This is a genomic window from Enhygromyxa salina, from assembly GCF_000737335.2.
Taxonomy (GTDB): domain Bacteria; phylum Myxococcota_A; class Polyangia; order Nannocystales; family Nannocystaceae; genus Plesiocystis; species Plesiocystis salina_C.
On sequence record NZ_JMCC02000065.1, the window covers coordinates 1 to 16,743 of the forward strand.

At 67.4% G+C, this 16,743-nt stretch carries 11 protein-coding genes; 6 read left to right on the forward strand and 5 right to left on the reverse strand.

What is annotated here, in order from left to right; genetic code table 11:
* On the reverse strand, nucleotides 1–391 hold a 391-nt coding region (locus tag DB30_RS23630; RefSeq protein WP_205633047.1), incomplete at its 3' end, for an RsmD family RNA methyltransferase.
* A 70-nt stretch (nucleotides 392–461) separates the two neighbouring features.
* A complete protein-coding gene (locus tag DB30_RS23635; protein ID WP_052552823.1) occupies nucleotides 462–1,739 on the reverse strand; it encodes a hypothetical protein in 1,278 nt (425 codons plus the stop codon).
* Nucleotides 1,740–1,901: 162 nt separating this feature from the next.
* On the opposite strand from DB30_RS23635, the gene DB30_RS23640 reads away from it, so the two are divergent.
* The gene (locus DB30_RS23640) at nucleotides 1,902–3,479 is read left to right on the forward strand and encodes a hypothetical protein (RefSeq protein WP_052552825.1); all 1,578 of its coding nucleotides are present in this window, start codon (nucleotides 1,902–1,904) and stop codon (nucleotides 3,477–3,479) included.
* Between the two features lie 179 nt (nucleotides 3,480–3,658).
* Here DB30_RS23640 and DB30_RS23645 read toward each other — a convergent pair whose 3' ends face one another.
* Nucleotides 3,659–5,761: a hypothetical protein gene (locus DB30_RS23645; RefSeq protein WP_146660307.1), complete on the reverse strand. Its 2,103-nt coding sequence runs from the start codon at nucleotides 5,759–5,761 to the stop codon at nucleotides 3,659–3,661.
* Between the two features lie 82 nt (nucleotides 5,762–5,843).
* Here DB30_RS23645 and DB30_RS23650 point away from each other — a divergent pair, with 82 nt between their 5' ends.
* On the forward strand, nucleotides 5,844–6,962 hold the full coding sequence (locus DB30_RS23650) for a GNAT family N-acetyltransferase (protein WP_165703917.1): 1,119 nt from the start codon (nucleotides 5,844–5,846) through the stop codon (nucleotides 6,960–6,962).
* 3 nt (nucleotides 6,963–6,965) lie between these two features.
* Here DB30_RS23650 and DB30_RS23655 read toward each other — a convergent pair whose 3' ends face one another.
* Nucleotides 6,966–8,237, reverse strand: a complete 1,272-nt coding sequence (locus DB30_RS23655) for a lipopolysaccharide biosynthesis protein (RefSeq protein ID WP_052552832.1) — start codon at nucleotides 8,235–8,237, stop codon at nucleotides 6,966–6,968.
* A gap of 203 nt (nucleotides 8,238–8,440) precedes the next feature.
* Here DB30_RS23655 and DB30_RS23660 point away from each other — a divergent pair, with 203 nt between their 5' ends.
* From DB30_RS23660 to DB30_RS23675, 4 genes are all read left to right on the forward strand, one after another.
* The gene (locus tag DB30_RS23660) at nucleotides 8,441–9,529 is read left to right on the forward strand and encodes a GNAT family N-acetyltransferase (protein ID WP_146660311.1); all 1,089 of its coding nucleotides are present in this window, start codon (nucleotides 8,441–8,443) and stop codon (nucleotides 9,527–9,529) included.
* Between the two features lie 355 nt (nucleotides 9,530–9,884).
* Nucleotides 9,885–10,832, forward strand: coding sequence for a hypothetical protein (locus tag DB30_RS23665; protein ID WP_240480312.1), 948 nt, complete (start codon nucleotides 9,885–9,887; stop codon nucleotides 10,830–10,832).
* Nucleotide 10,833: 1 nt separating this feature from the next.
* On the forward strand, nucleotides 10,834–15,021 hold the full coding sequence (locus DB30_RS23670) for a pilus assembly protein (RefSeq protein ID WP_052552839.1): 4,188 nt from the start codon (nucleotides 10,834–10,836) through the stop codon (nucleotides 15,019–15,021).
* A 54-nt stretch (nucleotides 15,022–15,075) separates the two neighbouring features.
* Nucleotides 15,076–15,870 carry a thymidylate synthase gene (locus tag DB30_RS23675; RefSeq protein ID WP_052552841.1) on the forward strand — a complete coding sequence of 265 codons (795 nt, stop codon included), beginning with the start codon at nucleotides 15,076–15,078 and terminating at the stop codon, nucleotides 15,868–15,870.
* 160 nt (nucleotides 15,871–16,030) lie between these two features.
* On the opposite strand, the gene DB30_RS23680 is transcribed toward DB30_RS23675, so the two are convergent.
* A complete protein-coding gene (locus tag DB30_RS23680; protein WP_052552842.1) occupies nucleotides 16,031–16,735 on the reverse strand; it encodes an SGNH/GDSL hydrolase family protein in 705 nt (234 codons plus the stop codon).
* Nucleotides 16,736–16,743 lie beyond the last annotated feature (8 nt).

Sequence of the window (16,743 nt, forward strand, 5' to 3'; positions counted from 1 at the left end):
GCCCGGTCGCGCCCGCGGAGCGCCCGGTCGCGCCCGCGGAGCGCCCTGCTGCCCGACCGCCTCGCTCGCCGAGCACCCCCCTCGCGTCGCCCATGATCACGCGGGCATGGGCGTGGATGCCCAGCGCGTCGAGCTGCTGGTCGAGGAAGCGAATCAGCTGCGGCTGCTGCTCGACCAAGGTCGCGTGCGCTGCACCCCGGCTGATCGCCTCGATCGCGAGCGCCCCCGTGCCCGCGAAGAGATCCAGCACGCGCGCGCCGACGACTTCGTGCTGCAGACGATCGAAGATCGCGCTGCGCACCCGACTCGAGCTCGGGCGCACGCCCGTGATCGAATTCGGCAGCGACAGCAGCCGCCGCCCGCGAAGCGTTCCAGAGACGATCCGCTGCACGCCCGATCTGTAGCGCCCCGGCGCGCGCCTGGAAACCCACCTTCACGGGACCGCGGCGCGCCCGTCTCAGCTAGCCGGCGTAGCTGCGCACCCAACCACCTAGCGAGACGCCCTCGTCGGCGCCTTTCGAGATCCCGAGGATCTCGAAGCTGCCGTCCGGGCGCGCGCCCAGGCCCCAGGCGGTCCCGCAGATCTCGACGCGGTGGGCCCACTGCGCGTCGCCGCCGGAGGTGATCGCCATGACCCAAGGCTGGCCGGAGCAGGTCGCGCTGGGATAGGCCTGCCGGCCCACCAGCAGATAGCCGCCATCGGGTCGCACGTGCGGGTGGGCGTAGTCGAGCAGCGCACAGCCTTCGGGGCCGCACTGCTCGGGCTCGGCCACGTCGAAGCGCCGATACTCGCGGGTCCAGATGCTGGCGCCGGTGAGCAGCGAGACCTGCTCGAGTGCCAGCGCGCGTCCGGCCCCGACTCCCGTCGGCTGGCGGCGGACGACGAGCATGGTGTCCCCCTGTGCGGCCCCTACCCAGCCCTCGCTTCGCGCCCAGCGGACGCTGCCGTCGGGCTCGATGAGCTCGAAGCCTTCGCCGGTCGACCACACCGCCGCGCCGTCTTCCAGGGCGTGCACGGCTCCGCTTGGCGACGTGCGCGGATTGACGGTCGTGCGCGTCGCGAGCTGCTCAATCTGATCGAGGCTCGTGACCCTGAACAGCGCGTGCTCGACGAGCCCGTCGTCGAGGTCGTCGAGGGTCGTGACCCACGCCCCGCCCGCGACGTCCCGGGCCGCGAGCAGTCGGTTGTAGCTGGCCTCCTGCCAGGCGCGCGAGTCCAAGATCGCGCCGCTGCTGGCGTCGACGATCGCTATCCGCTCCTGGTCATCGAGGTCGCGGGCCACGACCCACAGCTCGTCGGCGACGAAGTCGAAGGACCAGACGCTCAGCTCGCTGACTGCCCAACCAAACCCGGCGCCGTCGCTCATGACCCGGACCAGGGGATGGCCGATCGGGTCGACGGGGTCGACGATGCCGTTGCTCGCAAGCCACGCGTCCCACTCGTCGCGGTAGCCGGGCGGCGCCAACTGCATGACCCAGCCGCCGTCCGGATGGAGCTTGGCGAACCAGGGCACGCCAGGCAGCGCGCGCGTGTCGAGCTCCGGCTGGGTCTCGATCCCGTTGCCCCAGCCAGCGGCACACTCGACGGCGTACTCAGGCACGGGCGGGAAGCGAACGGGATCGAGGCCCAGCGGCCAGTCGATCTCGTCGCAGGCGGGGACGATCTCGACGAGCTCATCGCCGCACGCACCGAGGGCGAGCACGACGAGCACGAGGACGGACGCGGCTGTACGGGTCACCGCCCAATCATCGCGGGCGCGGACGCGACGCGAAAGCGGGGAAGCCCGCGAACACGACAGGTGCTTCCTCCATACTCGCGCTGCCCCGGTGCGATGGGCGTTGTGAAGCTCGCCCGCAGCACCCCCAATTGGCCGACCTACAAACCCTGTTAGATTCCCGCGATGCGCCTGGCTCGTTCGACCTTCGCCCTGCTCTTCCTCGCCCCGCTCGCGACCGCGTGTGGTGACGACGGCGGCTCAACCGACAGCGGAGAGACCAGCCAGACCGGAGATGGCGACGGCGATCCAACCGGCGACGGCGACGGCGACGGCGACGGCGACGGCGATCCAACCGGCGACGGCGACGGCGATCCAACCGGCGACGGCGACGGCGACGGCGATCCCCAAGGCGATCCCTGCACGCCCACCGACTGGAACCCAGCCGACTTCGCCACGGTCTACGACGTTGGCCCGGGACACGCCTACGAAGATCCCTCGGCCGTCCCGTGGGACGCCCTGGGTCCCGGCTCGCTGATCCGCATTCACTGGCGCGAGCAGCCCTACCGCGACAAGTGGGTGATCAACAGCGCTGGCACCGAGGCCGCGCCGATCGTCGTGACCGGCGTGCCCGACAACGGCCAGCTCCCGGTGATCTCGGGCGACGGCGCGAAGACGAGGTCCGAGCTCAGCTTCTGGAATCAGCAGCGCGGCCTGATCAAGATCGGCGGCGCCGATGCGCCCGGCGGCGACGTGGCCTCGTGGATCTACATCGAGAACCTAGACCTGCGCGACGCGAACTCGACCAACAGCTTCACCAGCACGAACGGCGCCGACCAGGGCTACGCCGACAACGCGGCGGCGCTCTACGTCGAGTGGGGCGACAACCTGTACTTCCGCAACAACGAGGTCAGCTGGTCGGGCAACGGGATCTTCACCGGCTCGCAGTCGTCCGATGTCCACGTGCAGTGCAACTACGTGCACGACAACGGCGTGGCCGGCAGCATCTACCAGCACAACTCCTACACGGAGTCGGTCCGCATCACCTTCGAATTCAACCACTACGGGCCGCTGTGCCCGGGCTGCGGCGGCAACAACCTCAAGGATCGCTCCGCGGGCACGGTGATCCGCTACAACTGGCTCGAGGCCGGCAACCGCCAGCTCGACCTCGTCGAGAGCGACCACGACGAGCTGATCGCCCTGCCCGAGTACGCCACCACCTACGTCTACGGCAACGTGCTCGTCGAACCCGACGGGGCCGGCAACGGCCAGATCCTGCACTACGGCGGCGACCTTGGCGATCAAGACTACTACCGCAAGGGCACCTTGCACCTCTACAACAACACCGTGATCTCGACCCGCAACGGCAACACCACGTGGATGCGGCTGTCGAGCAACGGTGAGACCTGCGACGCCCGCAACAACGTGGTCTACGTGACCGCTGGCGGGGCGACCTTGGCGATGACCGACGGCGCGGGTCAGCTCGAGCTTCGCAACAATTGGGTGGTCGAGGGCTGGAGGGATACCCACGGTACGCTGACCGGCAGCGTCGAGGATCTTGGCGGCAACGTGTATGGGACGGATCCTGGGTTCCTCGACTTCGATGGCCAAGAGTTTGGTCCGGCGCCCGCCAGCGAGCTGCGCGACGCCGGCGGTCCGCTCGCCAATGGCGTGAACGCCCCGAGCTGGGCCTACGTCGTGCACCAGAGCGGCGCGCCGCGGACCGACGACGGCGAGCTGGACATCGGCGCCTTTGAGGGGTGATCCCCCCCACTCGAAGCGACGGCCAAGAACAACGCAAAATAGACTCCGCGTCGTCTACCGCGACGAGAAAAGTTGCGGGCTCGACTCCTGCGGATGGCACTTCGCCGTGGTTCCGAATGTGGCAGGTTGCTTGATGGATGGGTGCTTCTCAGCGGTTGATGAGCGTGGCCATCGCCGCATCACTCGAAGCGACCGATCAACTCGATGCTCGGAGGCCCCTGCCAGCGCTGGCCCAGGCTGTCAGGCGTGACCTGCTCGCGGCCGAGCACGAGCGGGCCCGCGCGCCGCCGCAGCCGATCGCATTGGTCCAAGATCAGCGCGACGGTCTGCGGAGCCCGCGGGGCCAAGCTGGGATCGATCTCGCACACCGAGCCCCGGTAGTAGAGGTGGCAGCCCTGCGCGTCGTTGGGCTCGCCCGCGCTCGGCATCGATCGGAACCGCAGCTCCGGCGCGAGCAGGCGCAGCGGCGAGCGATCGGGCGCCAGGCAGCAGTCCAGATCCGGCTCGTCGGTTGCCTGCCGCGGGCGCACGAACCACAGCGTGCATCCCTCCAGCTCACGCGACTGCAGCTGCTTGGCCAAGAACACGTACTCGGCTTGAAAGGTGTACTCGTGGCGCCAGCCGGGCCGCGCCGCCAAGCTCCCGAGCATGGCGATCATCACCGCCCCCGCGCCCAGCAGCGCCCGCCGATGTCGCGCGCGCGGGCCTTGCAGGTAGTCGTTGGCCGCCTCGCCGACCTGGGCCGCGAGCAACACCAAGACCGGCAGCGCCAGCACGAAATAGCGCGCCCCGGTCAGGCCGTCGTGGGTCAGGTTGCGACCGATCGGGATGAAGATCAGCGCGAGGCTGAGCGCGGCGGCGACCAACCCAGACCAACGCCGGCGCGACGCCGCCACGCCAACCCCGACCACCGCCAAGCCCAAGCACAGCGGCGAGATCCAGTGCGGCGGGGTGACCGTAGCCGTCCAAAACTGCGAGAACAGCAGCTTGGCTGCGTCGCGGATCCCGTCGAGCTCGGGGCCGGGATGCCTGCTCGGCACGACCAGGCGAAACCACCCGTAGACTCCGATCGCCACCCAACACAGGCCAAAATACAGCGCGTCCGCCCAGCGTCGCCCGGCCGGCAGCCAGTTGGCGCGACCTGACCCGAACACGGGGCCCAGCAGCGACCACAGCACGATCAACGACAGCTGCGGCCAGCAGTCCACCCGGGTCAACACGGCGAGCACGATCAGCACGACGCTCAGCAGACGTGGGACCGGGCTTGGATCCGCCGCCGCGCGCTGCCACACGACCCAAGCCGCGAGCGCCAGCGTCCCCGCCAGCACGTGCTCCGAGCTCGAGGCCGACAGGCGCACTGCGATCGGTGCGAGCGCGAGCAGCAGCCCCGCGACGATGCCCGCGCTCAGCGAGCCACCCAGGCGCCGCACCAACAACACCACCAGCGGCACCGCGAGCGCGCCAACAACTCGCGCGAGCGCGAACGCGACCCCCACCGTCCATGGGCTCAGGTGACGAACGACCGCCTGCAGCACCGCCGCGGTCGCGCCAAACCGGAGCTCGCCCAGGCCCTCGACCGGCAGGAAGGATCCGTACCAATTGCCGACGCTGGCCACGACCATGAAGCGGGGGACCAGCGCGAACACGAACAGCGTGGCCATGGCCACCGCCCACCCACGGTCATCCTGATCCACCCCACGGTCCACATGGTTGGCCGCGCGCTGCCGCCAGCGCTGAACGAGCGCGGTCACGCCCAGCAACAAGGCGGCCAACCACGCGACGCTCGCTACCACCAGCGGATCTGCGATCTCGATCCCGCTGATCGACTCATCGGCCTCGCCGTCGGTCACGTCGCTGATCACCGGCACCTGCTCGGGCATCAGGGGCGCGAGCTGTTCATGCGCATCACCGACGAACCCACGCAGTCCCGCCAGCGCGGCCGGGCAGCGCTCACCCAGCTCGGGCGGCGCGTAGTAGGCCAAGTCCGCGCCCTCGTGGGTGGCCTCGAGCACGCACCCGCGCGGGCCCAGCAGCGCCGTATGGGAGCCCGCCTCGCTGACCCACTCGATCTGCGTGCGGAACAGCGAGGTGTCGACTCGACCCAGGGTGCACGGGCCAGCGGCGGCGATCGGTCGCAGGCGGTCGAGCAGATCGTCGACCTGCTGCTTGGACAGCGCCTGCTCGCAGGTCTCGCTGAACCCCGGACTGGCCCGCGCTCGCGCCGGCCACAGCACGGCGAGCAACGCCAGCACCGTCAACAGAACACGCAGACGCGGCGGCACGGTGGGACTATATCCGAGCTTGTCCCGCGCGCGCCGATCTCCGCGCTTGGTCGGCGTGATGCCCGGGACTAACATGGTCGACGTGAACGACCCTGAACGTGGCCACCCGCGCTGGACGATCGCCAGCTATGTCGACGGCGACGAGGGGCGCATCGTCTCGCTGTTCGAGCGCGTGTTCGCCAAGCCAATGGGCCGCAGCGAGAGCATCCAGCATTGGCGCTGGAAATTCGCCGCCAACCCGGTCGGCCCCAAGGTCATCGAGCTGGTCTGGGACGCCGATCAGCTCGTCGGTCAATACGCGATCTCGCCTCGCAAGCTGCGCTGCAACGGCGCCCAGCAGCTCGGCGCGCTCAGCCTCGACACGATGACCGATCCCGACTACGGCCGTCAGGGCATCTTCACGGCCAGCGCAGAGGCCTGCTACGCGCGCTTGGTCGAGGCCGGCTTCACCTGCGTCTACGGGTTCCCCAACGCCAACTCGATCCACGGGTTCGAGAAGCGCTTGAGCTGGCAGGTCGTCATGCCCACGCCCGTGCTGGTCAAGGCCCTCGATGTCGGCGAGTTCGTCGCCGACAAGCTCGGGCGCCCAGGCTTGGGTCCTTTGCTGTCGGCGGCCTCGCGGCAGGTCTCGCGCGCGCCCTCGCTGGTCGACGCGCTCGCGGCTCGGCTGCGCGGGCTCGAGCCGCTGAGCGTGCAGGTGTTCGATCGCTTCGACGCCTGGGCCGATACGCTGTGGACCCGCTGCCAAGCCCAGCACGGCGCCTGGGTCATCCGCGATCACGAGTTCTTGGCCTGGCGCTACGACGCCCGGCCCGAGTCCGACTACCTGCGGCTGCGCGTCGATGGCCCCGACGGCGAGGTCGCAGGCTACGTCGTGCTCGCCTTCGCCGAGCGCGAGCAGGGGCTGTGCGCCTTCGTCATGGATCTGCTCGTCGATCTCGAGGTCCCCGGTGCGCTCGCCAGCATCCTGCACGGCGTCGAGCGACACGCCCGGGCGCGCGGCTGCGCGTTCGCCAGCGCGATGGCGGGGCCGGGCTCGCGCTATCGCCAAGCCCTGCTGCGACAGGCCTATCTCCCGCTGCCCGAGCGGCTGTTCCCGCAGGAGCTCTACTTCGGCGTGCGGGTGTTTGGCGACAGCGACGGCGCGCTGCTCCAGCCCCACAGCTGGCAGCTGAGCTGGGGCGACATCGACGTGCTGTGAGCCTCAGTCTGACCCGGCCCCACGCGCTGCCCGGGGGCCAACGGCAATGTTTGCGGTCAGGTACAGCACCAAGCGAAACCCCGCCAACACCAGCAGGGTCTGGATCGCCCCCGCGATCCCCCGAGTCGGGATCAGCCACAATCCAACCCCGACCGAGCAACCGAGCGCCGCCAAGTTCAGCCACAGCTGCAGGCGAAAGCGAGACAGCGCCGTCAAGGTCTGCGACAGCATGTTCGCCAGCCCCAGCACCACCGCGGTGATCGACGCGACCACCAGCTCCGGCAGATACACAGCGTACTCGGGGGTGTACGCGTAGCGCAGATACGCGTCACCGATCAGCGCGACGATCACCACGCCGACCCCGTTGAGCACGACCACGAGACCCAGCAGCTTGACGAGCAGCACCCAAAACCCGCGGGCGTCGTCGACCGACAGGCGGGCCAGCTTGGGGATCGCGGCGTTGCCAAGCGCGACGTTGACCACGCCGCTGGCCTGGATCACCGACAGCACCGCCGCAAAGAATCCAGCAGCCTCGAGCCCGTGGGTGTCTTCGAGCACGTAGGTCGGGACGTTGCCCGTCAGGCCCAGCAGCCCCGCCGCGACGCCCATCGGCAGCGCCTCCCAGGCCAGCCCGCGCAGCCGCACGCGATCGAAGCGAGGCCGCAGCGAGCGACCACTTGCCAGCGGATCGTCTGCGACCTGAACCTGCGCAGCCCTGCGCCGATCGTAGAACAGCATGTGCAGCGTCAGCCCAGCCGCGACCATACCCAGCGCGAGGACCTCGTCGCCAAGCACCAGCCCAAGCGCGAGCAAGCCGATCCACAGGCCACCCTGGACCGCCCGCGAGATCCCGATCGTGTCCATTTTCTGGGCCCGCTGCGCGCGGCCATACAGGATGTCCGAGACACTGCCCGCCACCCGGATCACCCCAAGCAGACACACGACCGCCGCGACCTGCCACGGCCAGCCGCGGATCAGGCACACACCCGCCGTCACCCCCAGGGCCAGCGGCAACATGATCGCCCGCAGGCCCAGGTAGTCGGCGAAGCCCCAGCGTGCCCGCGTGTCGACCACGTAGATCGGTCGCAGGTGCAGGTTGGCCAGGATGATGATCGGCGTGGCCACGGCCAGCCCCAGCGAGTAGCGGCCAAGCGCCTCGGGCGAGCCGAGCTTGGCCACGACGATCAGCGCCAACCATTGCGCGGCCGCGAAGCTCAGCTCCCCGAGCAGGGTCCACGACAGACTGCGACCGACCGAGTCGGGGGTCTCGCTCATGGACCTCGGTTGGCCTGCGTCGTGGCGGTAATCATGGCTGGGGGGGGAGTCTGAGGTATCATCACGCGCATGGGCGAACCAGTGCTCCGCACGGACAATGACACGCTCTGGCTCGATTCGCGGGGAACTCCGGGGATCGGCGAGCGGTGAGCGCGACCGGCGACTGGCGCCGCGAACCCAGCGATGCAGGAGGCCGCGCTGGCGTGACAACGGAGATCCGAGAAGCCAGCGAGCGCGACCTCCCCGGACTCGCCGAGCTGCTTGGTGCCCGCGAGGGACTCAGCAGTCCCTATCTTGGAACACGGCGCGCCTTGCTCGACCTCGACCCCGCGCGCGGCCGCGTGTGGGTGGGCATCGCGGCCGAGCGCGTCGTCGCGCTCAGCTGCGTCGAGCTGCGGCGCCTGCAGGTCGGCGCGACCACCTGCAACGCTGGCTATTGGACAGCGCTCTATGTCCACCCCGACCACCCCGATCCGCAGCTCGACGTCCGACTGGGCCAGGCCATGCTCGGCGGCCTCGAGCAGCTTGGCATCACGCGGGTCTACCTCTCAGTCCGCGGAGCAACGCCGCGCGCCGCCTCGCTCCTCGAGACCCACGCACGCATCGGCTCGCGCGAGCTCGCGCGCTACGTCGTACGCATGAAGCCGCTGCGGCCGCTGTCGTTGGTCTCCAAGCAGCTGCGGCTGCCGGAGCTGGCCCAGCGCGTCGCCGCCCCGCTCGATCGCGTGGCTGGGCTGCCGCTGCGCTTGCCTGGCTGGCGGCCCGATCCTCCGCCCGGCAGCTCGGTGGTCACGTTGAGCCTGGTCGAGGACGGCGAGGCCGTGGCCCAGCTGCTCATGCGCGCGCGCGCGGGCAAGGTCACGCGAGCGTGGGATCTCGAGAGCCTGTGCGCCCGCTACCACTCGGCGAAGGCTGACGCCCGCTACACGCTGCTGGGGTTGTGCCAGGCGGGCGTGATCATTGGCGTCGCCGTGTTCCGCGTCCGCACCCGCACAAGCGGGGTCCGGGTGGGCGTGGTCCTCGAGCTCGCCGCCCGCGACGACGACTCTGCCACCCTCGCGCTGCTGCTGAGAAGTATCGAACGACGCGCGCGCGCTCGATCGGCGGACGCAGTGCTCTTGCTCGACTCGCTTGGCGATCAAACCAGCAAGCTCGCGCGCGCTGCCGGCTATCTCGACATCGGCGAACGAGTCACGGTGCTCACGGCCACCGGCGCCGAGATTGCCAACAGCGATCTGATCCATCAGGCCCAGGCTTGGCGATTTCCGCTTGGAGACCACGACAGCTTTTGATGATGGTTTAATGTCGCGCCCCCAAAGCCGGCCAAAGTGCTACCATTGGTCGCCTTGGCGGACATCACGCAAATTGCAGCAGCGCGGACGCGCCGCCTCCCCCTGCAAGATCTGCAAAGTTGCTCGCTACAGTCCGGTTGGCAGGCATTTCCGGTCGCCGGGCCGCCCATTGGACGCCCCGGATACGCGCCAAAACAGTGCTCCATCTTACTAATATTTCATAGATTTTACTGGCACGAGACTTGCGTAACTTCAGCGCGCGCCCCGCTCGCCATCCACGACCCCCGGGATGACCCACACCTCGCTGGCTCGCCAAATTCGACCTCCTGAGGTCCATCTCCCAAAAGCCGAACAGATGACCACCCACCGCGACAGTCCCAACGTGACCCAATCTAGCAACCGGGATATGCACTTGTTTGTGGGCGATCTCGGCTGGCTACGAAATCCTTTCATAGTAGGTCGCTGGCCCCGCATCACCATGAAACCCGCAGCAACCTCTCCCGCTTCATCTGCCTGCCCACTGGATCGACGACGGGCTCGACAAAGGGGCGCCACCATGGTCAGCGTGATGCTGCTGACCGTATCTTTGATGACAGTGGCCGTGCTGGTCGTGCGCACCTCGAACCGCGAGGTCAACCAAGCCAACGCCGTCGTCGCCCGCGAGCGCGCGCTGATGGCCGCGCAAGCCACCATCGAGCTCGGCGCCGCGCAGCTTCGCCAAGAGATCACCAATGCAGGCAGCGCCCAGGTGGTCATCAACCAATCCCTGACTGGTTACAACAACCCGGGCGACCAGAGCATCTGCACTTCAGTCTTCGAAGACTGCATTCCGGGCGGCAACGGGGACAACCAGGTGCCCGGCACCGGTCAGAAAAATCGATGGGTCACTGGCAAGTCCGACTGCGCTGGCCGTCCCTGCATGCGACAAGGGGCAATTGCCTTCTTGCCGGACGCAGAGGGCGTCACCACCAACTGGGTCCAGGTGCCGCTGCGTGACTTGCTCGAGGGCGCAGACTCCGAGGCCCGCGTGAGCCTGTGGATTCGCAACAATGCGGCCGACGCGGTCGACACTGGCAATGGCACATGGACGAGCGACACCGACGGTCGCGTCATCCTCACGGGTGTCGCCACGGTTCGCAACACGACAATCGCCATCGAGCAAGAGATCGTGCTGGCGCCTGGCAATCAACAGCAGGCCTGGTCCATGAGCTCTCCCGACGTCGGCTACGGCGGTGGGCACAACAACGACAACGTCATGGCTGACGTCTGCGTCGAGAACTTTCTCGGCTACGAGGAGAACTGAGATGCGCAAGCAACACGACAAGCTGTCAACCCGCGGCCTATTGTTGCGGCTCGGCCTCAAGCTGGCCGGGGCCACGCTCTTGTTGTTCGGCATCGCCGGGCACGCCCAGCAAGCCAACGCGCGGCTCGATCCCTTCTACATCGTCCACGGCGCGAGCTACGGCTCAATCTCGCCGCGAATTCTATTCGTGCTCGATAACTCGGGCTCAATGGCCATGGACGAGACCTACGCTCCGCTGGCGCCGTTCCCCAACACCAAGTGCTGGTGGAACTACTGCGAGGACTCCAGCAAGGGCGTGCTTCAGAGCCGGGTCCACGCCGCGCGCGAGGTCATCAGCGAGATCGCCATCACCAACTCCGGTCGGGCCGAATTCGCGCTCATGACCTTCGGCACCGCCAATCCCCCCGATGACCTCGGCGGCGAGCCAGTCCCCGATCCGTGCACCGCACAGGCTACCGTGGGCTCGCTGGTCGCGGGCCAAGACTATCGCTTCACCTGGGTAGAGAACGTCAATCAGCCCTACTCGACGCAGTGGAAGCCCGCGACCAATACATTTGGCGCCCAGGGATTCTGGGTATTGTGCGGTGACAACCGCCCATTCCCCTATTTGCGTCACGACGATCTTGGCGGCTTCACAATGCCGAACAACAGCAATGACCCGCTGTTGGATCAGCCCTTGTACAAGACCGCCTCGAGCCTGGCCGCGTTCGAGAGCCACGCCAACCGCGAGCGAAAGGTCCACTGGTTCCCGCGCTTTCTTGGCCGCCGGTTCAACGTCGATTGCTCCGATCCCTACTATGAAAACCTCGTCAACCGCTCGGCCGGCGACTACGGGAGCACCGACGCCGCCAAGCAAGCGGCGATCTGCGGGCGCGACTTCTACTATTGGCCCTACGTCGACGGCCACCCCGGCTACTCGTTCTACGACGGGCTCAGCGAAGACGACATGTCGCACCAAGAATGCGACGACAACGGGATCTGCTCGACCAAGGTCAATCAAATCCACCGGACCGGCGTGACCCGCCGCAACCAGTGGGTCGGCGCCACGCTGTTCGCCCCGTTCTACTCCAAGGCCGTCAAGGATGACGTGACCATCCCAATGAGCGAGCAAGGCCCGCGAACCCAAGCGGACGCCGACTTGATGTTCAACGGTATCGTCGACAAGACCTACGCTGGTGGCGCTGACGCGGCCTCGGGTACCCCGATGGCCGTCGCCATGGGCGTGCCCGAGTACATGGTCACCTCGGACGGCAACGGCAACATCACCGGCGCCAAGCCGGCAATGACAAGGAGCAACCGTCCATTCTCGCAGCCAACGATCTCGTCGTATCTCGCGTTCATGCGCCTCGCCGAGACCGACCAGCTGTGCCGGCCAATGTCGATGATCATCGTGACCGACGGCCAGCCAGACCCATGGGCCTCGCAGGGCGGCACCAAGCTGTATGAGCGGCTGCGCAGCGTCCGGCGCCTGCTCGGGGTCAAGACCTACATGGTCGCGTACACGGAGGGCGTCTACGCCGACCCAACGACCCTCGCGCAGACCCACAACATGGCTTGCGCAGCGGCCGGAGCCAACGACACGACCACGCCCTGTGCTGGCGGCAACGACCACAATGACTGGGATACGTGCAATGACCCAACGGATCCCGCCAATGGCTGCGCGTGGCTATCGTCAGATCACACGGAGCTCTCGGAGGCCCTGACCAAGATCATCACGCGCGAGATTCAGCTCGACGTCCCCAGCGGCACGCCGACCGTCGCCAACGACTTTCAACTCTCGGATCCCAACAATCCAGAGTCTTCACAAGCCGCGGTTCAGACCGCAATTAGCTCGTGGACAGAGGCGCCCGGCTGGACCGGTCACGTCGCGCGGACCGGCTGCACCGACGAGGATCCCGACAACCCAGGGCAACTCACCGCGTACTGCCAAAACGTCGCCGACGTGCCGCTCGACACCGACGAGCTCGAGACCTTTGGTCCGTGCCCGCTGGGTCGGGTCTGGGACGCGGGTGAATGCTTGGCGCTCACCGACTGGAAAGCGCGACGAATCTACACCCACGACCTCAGCAATAACGTGATTCGCGTCGCGGACGACGCTGGCGCCCCAACCCCCGAGTTCGTGGCGGTCGTCGAGGCCCTCAACGGGCTCGGCAAGATCAGCCCGCCGCTGTCCGCCAACGGCGTCCAGCGGACCGCAGAGATCGTCGCAATGGCAGAGTGGCTGCAGGGCCGCAACATGCCCGATGACTGGAAGCTGCCCGGAACGCCCAATTCGGCGCCCATCCTGATCCGCCGGGTGCCCAAGCAGAACTCCGCGTTCCTACCCAGCGTCGGTATCCGCGATCCGCACTGCGCCGGGCGCCGCAACGCGCAGGGCGACGAGGTCCCCGATTCGCTCAAGTCGTTCTCTTCCAACGCGTGGCAGCTCGCGTCGGGCGGGGGCTTCAGTGACCACTACGACTACGCAGAGGCCGTGCTGATCGGCGACGACTTTGGCATGCTTCACGGCTTTCACTACGACAGCGGCAATGAGCTGTTCGGGTTCGTGCCGGCCACGTTGCTGACCAACTCGCGCACGCTCTCGGTCAACGGTCCCGAAAACTACGGTCAGGGCAAGAACGCCAAGGACCACCTGTTTGGGATCGCCTCTACCGTAAATACGGGTTGGGCGTTCGACGACGACGCTGGCGTCTGGCGTCACCTCGCTGTCTTCGGTCTCGGGCCTGGCGGCTCGGAGATCATGACGCTCGACGTCTCGCACATGGGCCGCGTCCAAGACGACGACCCAATCGAGGTCGTGTGGACAACGTCGACCGCCGCCAACGCGGCCGACTACGCGGCCACGCTTGGTCAGACCTGGTCCCGGCCGGCCCTGACCTACGCCGCGCCCAATCATGAGATGTCGCTCGAGCCAACTGCCTACCTGGTATTCGGCAGCGGCTACCGCGACGGTGTGGGCGCGGCCGAGCGCGGCCGCACGGTGTGGGTGGTCGACGCCATGACCGGTGAGACCGTGACCCAGCGGGCCTTCGTCGCGCCGCCGGGCGCGAGCAGCTACGACCTGACCGACGATCTCACGCAAGCGTCCGACATCGCCGTCGGCTCGCACTGCCTCTCGCGCTATTGGGGCGAGATGCAAGAGGCCTATTGGGTCGACAATGGCGGTCGCCTGTTCCGCTGGGACTTGGCCACCGAGACCAGCGACGTCACCGCTTTCCCGCACACCGCCGACAGCGGTGGCGTGTGGCCACAAGACGGCAACGGCTTCGCGCTCGCAACCGAGGCCTTCCGGTTCCCCGCTTGCCAGGGTACGGGTGTGTTCTCATGCTCGATCGCCGCCAACAACAAAGGCGACGTGTTCAGCTTCTCGCCTGCGGTCGTCGCCAACAACCGAATCGACGAAATCAGCGACCCCGGCACAATCTTGCCATTGTCCGATCGTGATCAATTCCTGATCGCGCTCGCGAGCGGCAACCCCAACGACAACGCCATCGACAGCGGCGACGAGGACAACGACTTCCACAGCAGCATCTACCTGCTCGCGGATGACCACGTCGCCAACCAGAGCGCGGGCTTTGACATCCCCGCCAACGCGCCAACCACGGCGCCGGGCGCCCACGCTCACTTCATGCGATTGCCGCTCAACCAGATCGAGCGTACCCGCACGATCTACTATCCCGATGGGACCGACAGCACCGAGGTGCGTAACTTCGGCAAGGCCGCGCGACCCATCCGCGCGCCCATGATCCGCGTGACCGGTCTCGCCGACGGCACCCTGCAGACCGACGCCGAGGTCTACTACGTGTCGTACACAATCTACGAGCCGGGCAATCAATCGTGTGATAGCCGCTGGTTCGACAACAACACTGGCGAGTGGCTCACCGATCCCGGCTCCACGTACGAGATCACGTTCCGCTTGATCATCTCGGGCAGCGATCCTTTCGACTTCACGAATGGCTACTCGCTCCCCAGTGACTTCGGCGACGGGTTTGGCACCGGCGGCGGTTTGAGTGGGCCTGTCGTCCGGCAGCAAGAGTGCGAGGGCGACAACTGCGGTGCGGTGCTCAAGGCGCCCAAGACCTCGCCCTGCGACCCCAACGAGGACGCACCGCCGGTTGGTGGCGCGATCTCGGTGCCGGTCGGCTACTCGGAGCTCGCGGGCTTCTCGCCGCTCGAGGTCGAGTTCTAGGAGCGAGCTTCCCACGGGGTATCGCAGCACGGTGGGGCACGCTAGGCTCCCACCGTGCGCGCGTACCTCGATCTGGTCCAGCGGATCCTCGACCACGGCGTCGAGAAGACTGATCGCACGGGGGTCGGGACCAAGAGCATCTTTGGCCACCAGCTGCGCTTCGATCTCGCCCAGGGCTTTCCGCTCGTCACGACCAAGAAGGTCCACCTGCGCTCGATCATCCACGAGCTGCTGTGGTTCCTGCGCGGCGACACCAACGTCGCCTACCTGCACGAGCACAAGGTCTCGATCTGGGACGAGTGGGCCGACGAGCGTGGCGAGCTTGGCCCGATCTACGGCAAGCAGTGGCGCAGCTGGCCGGGGCCAGATGGTCAGACCATTGATCAGATCAGCGCGCTCATCGAGCAACTGCACCGCAACCCCGACTCGCGGCGCCTGGTCGTGAGCGCCTGGAACGTCGCCGACCTGCCCCAGATGGCGCTGTCTCCCTGCCATTGCCTGTTCCAGTTCTACGTGGCCCAGGGCAAGCTCAGCTGTCAGCTGTATCAACGCAGCGCGGATGTGTTCTTGGGGGTCCCATTCAACATCGCATCCTATGCGCTGTTGACCATGATGATCGCCGATGTCACCGGTCTAGGGTACGGCGACTTCGTGCACAGCTTCGGCGACGCCCACCTCTACCTCAACCACCTCGAGCAAGCCCGCGAGCAGCTATCGCGCGAGCCCCGGCCGCTGCCCACCATGACCCTGGCGCGCGTGCCGGCCACGCTGTTCGAGTATCGCTACGAAGACTTCGAGCTGCGCGGCTACGATCCGCACCCGCGGATCGTAGCGCCAATTGCGATCTAGCAGGGTATAGAAGTTCGTCCCACGACGCCAGATACGCCTCTGCCCACCGAATGCCTGCGTCGCAAAACCTCGAAGTATGCCGGATACAGCTTCGGCCTCCCTCCTAGGCAGGAACGGCCCCAGACGCACCTGACGACGCGACTCCAAACTGATCGGCGCTCTAGACCGCCTTCGCGACCGCGGGGACGATCGCATCGGCGACGATGCGGGCGCCGTGGAGGCTGTAGTGAACGCCGTCTTCGGTGCGCACGCGAACCTGCTTACCGTCGATCTTCGCGAACTCGGAGTAGCCCTGCACACCCGGCATCAGCCCGCGCGTGGACAGGTAGTGCCCGTTCGCGCGTGCGGTCATGACCGCCTCGTAGATGCCGTTCATCCGCTTCATGCGGCCGTCGAGCTTGTTGGACTTCATCTCGGGCATGCCCATCCAGAAGATCCGCTCGCCGTTTGGCGCGACGGCGTCGGCGAAGGCCTCGACACGGGCGCGGTACTCGGGCTTCCAGCCCTCGTCTTCCCAGCGGATCCACTTTGGCTTGGCGTCCTCACCCATGAACAGCGCCTGGCCATCGTTGCCACCAAACATCACCACGATCGCGTCGGGTGCGAAGCGCTGGCAGTAGCCCTTGGCGGCGGCGGGCCAGTCGTAAAAGTCCGGGCGCGCGAGCCCGGACGAGCTCTTGGCGTGACGCTGGGTGGTGAACCCAGCGTCGGCCAGCGCGGTCTCGATGTTCTTCCCGAGCGCGCCGTGGATCGTGCTTCCGCCGAGCACCATGATCTTCGCAGATCCGGCCTGCCCGCGACGGGGCAAGAGCACGGCCGCGAGCGCGGCGCTCAGACCGATGGAGAAGCTTCGCCGACTGTGCATGGGCCCAG

Excerpts from the sequence above, each read along its gene's own strand:
- DB30_RS23640 (WP_052552825.1), top strand. The coding sequence starts at position 1,902 with ATGCGCCTGGCTCGTTCGACCTTCGCCCTGCTCTTCCTCGCCCCGCTC.
- DB30_RS23655 (WP_052552832.1), bottom strand. The coding sequence starts at position 8,237 with ATGAGCGAGACCCCCGACTCGGTCGGTCGCAGTCTGTCGTGGACCCTG.
- DB30_RS23665 (WP_240480312.1), top strand. The coding sequence starts at position 9,885 with ATGACCACCCACCGCGACAGTCCCAACGTGACCCAATCTAGCAACCGG.
- DB30_RS23670 (WP_052552839.1), top strand. The coding sequence starts at position 10,834 with ATGCGCAAGCAACACGACAAGCTGTCAACCCGCGGCCTATTGTTGCGG.
- DB30_RS23680 (WP_052552842.1), bottom strand. The coding sequence starts at position 16,735 with ATGCACAGTCGGCGAAGCTTCTCCATCGGTCTGAGCGCCGCGCTCGCG.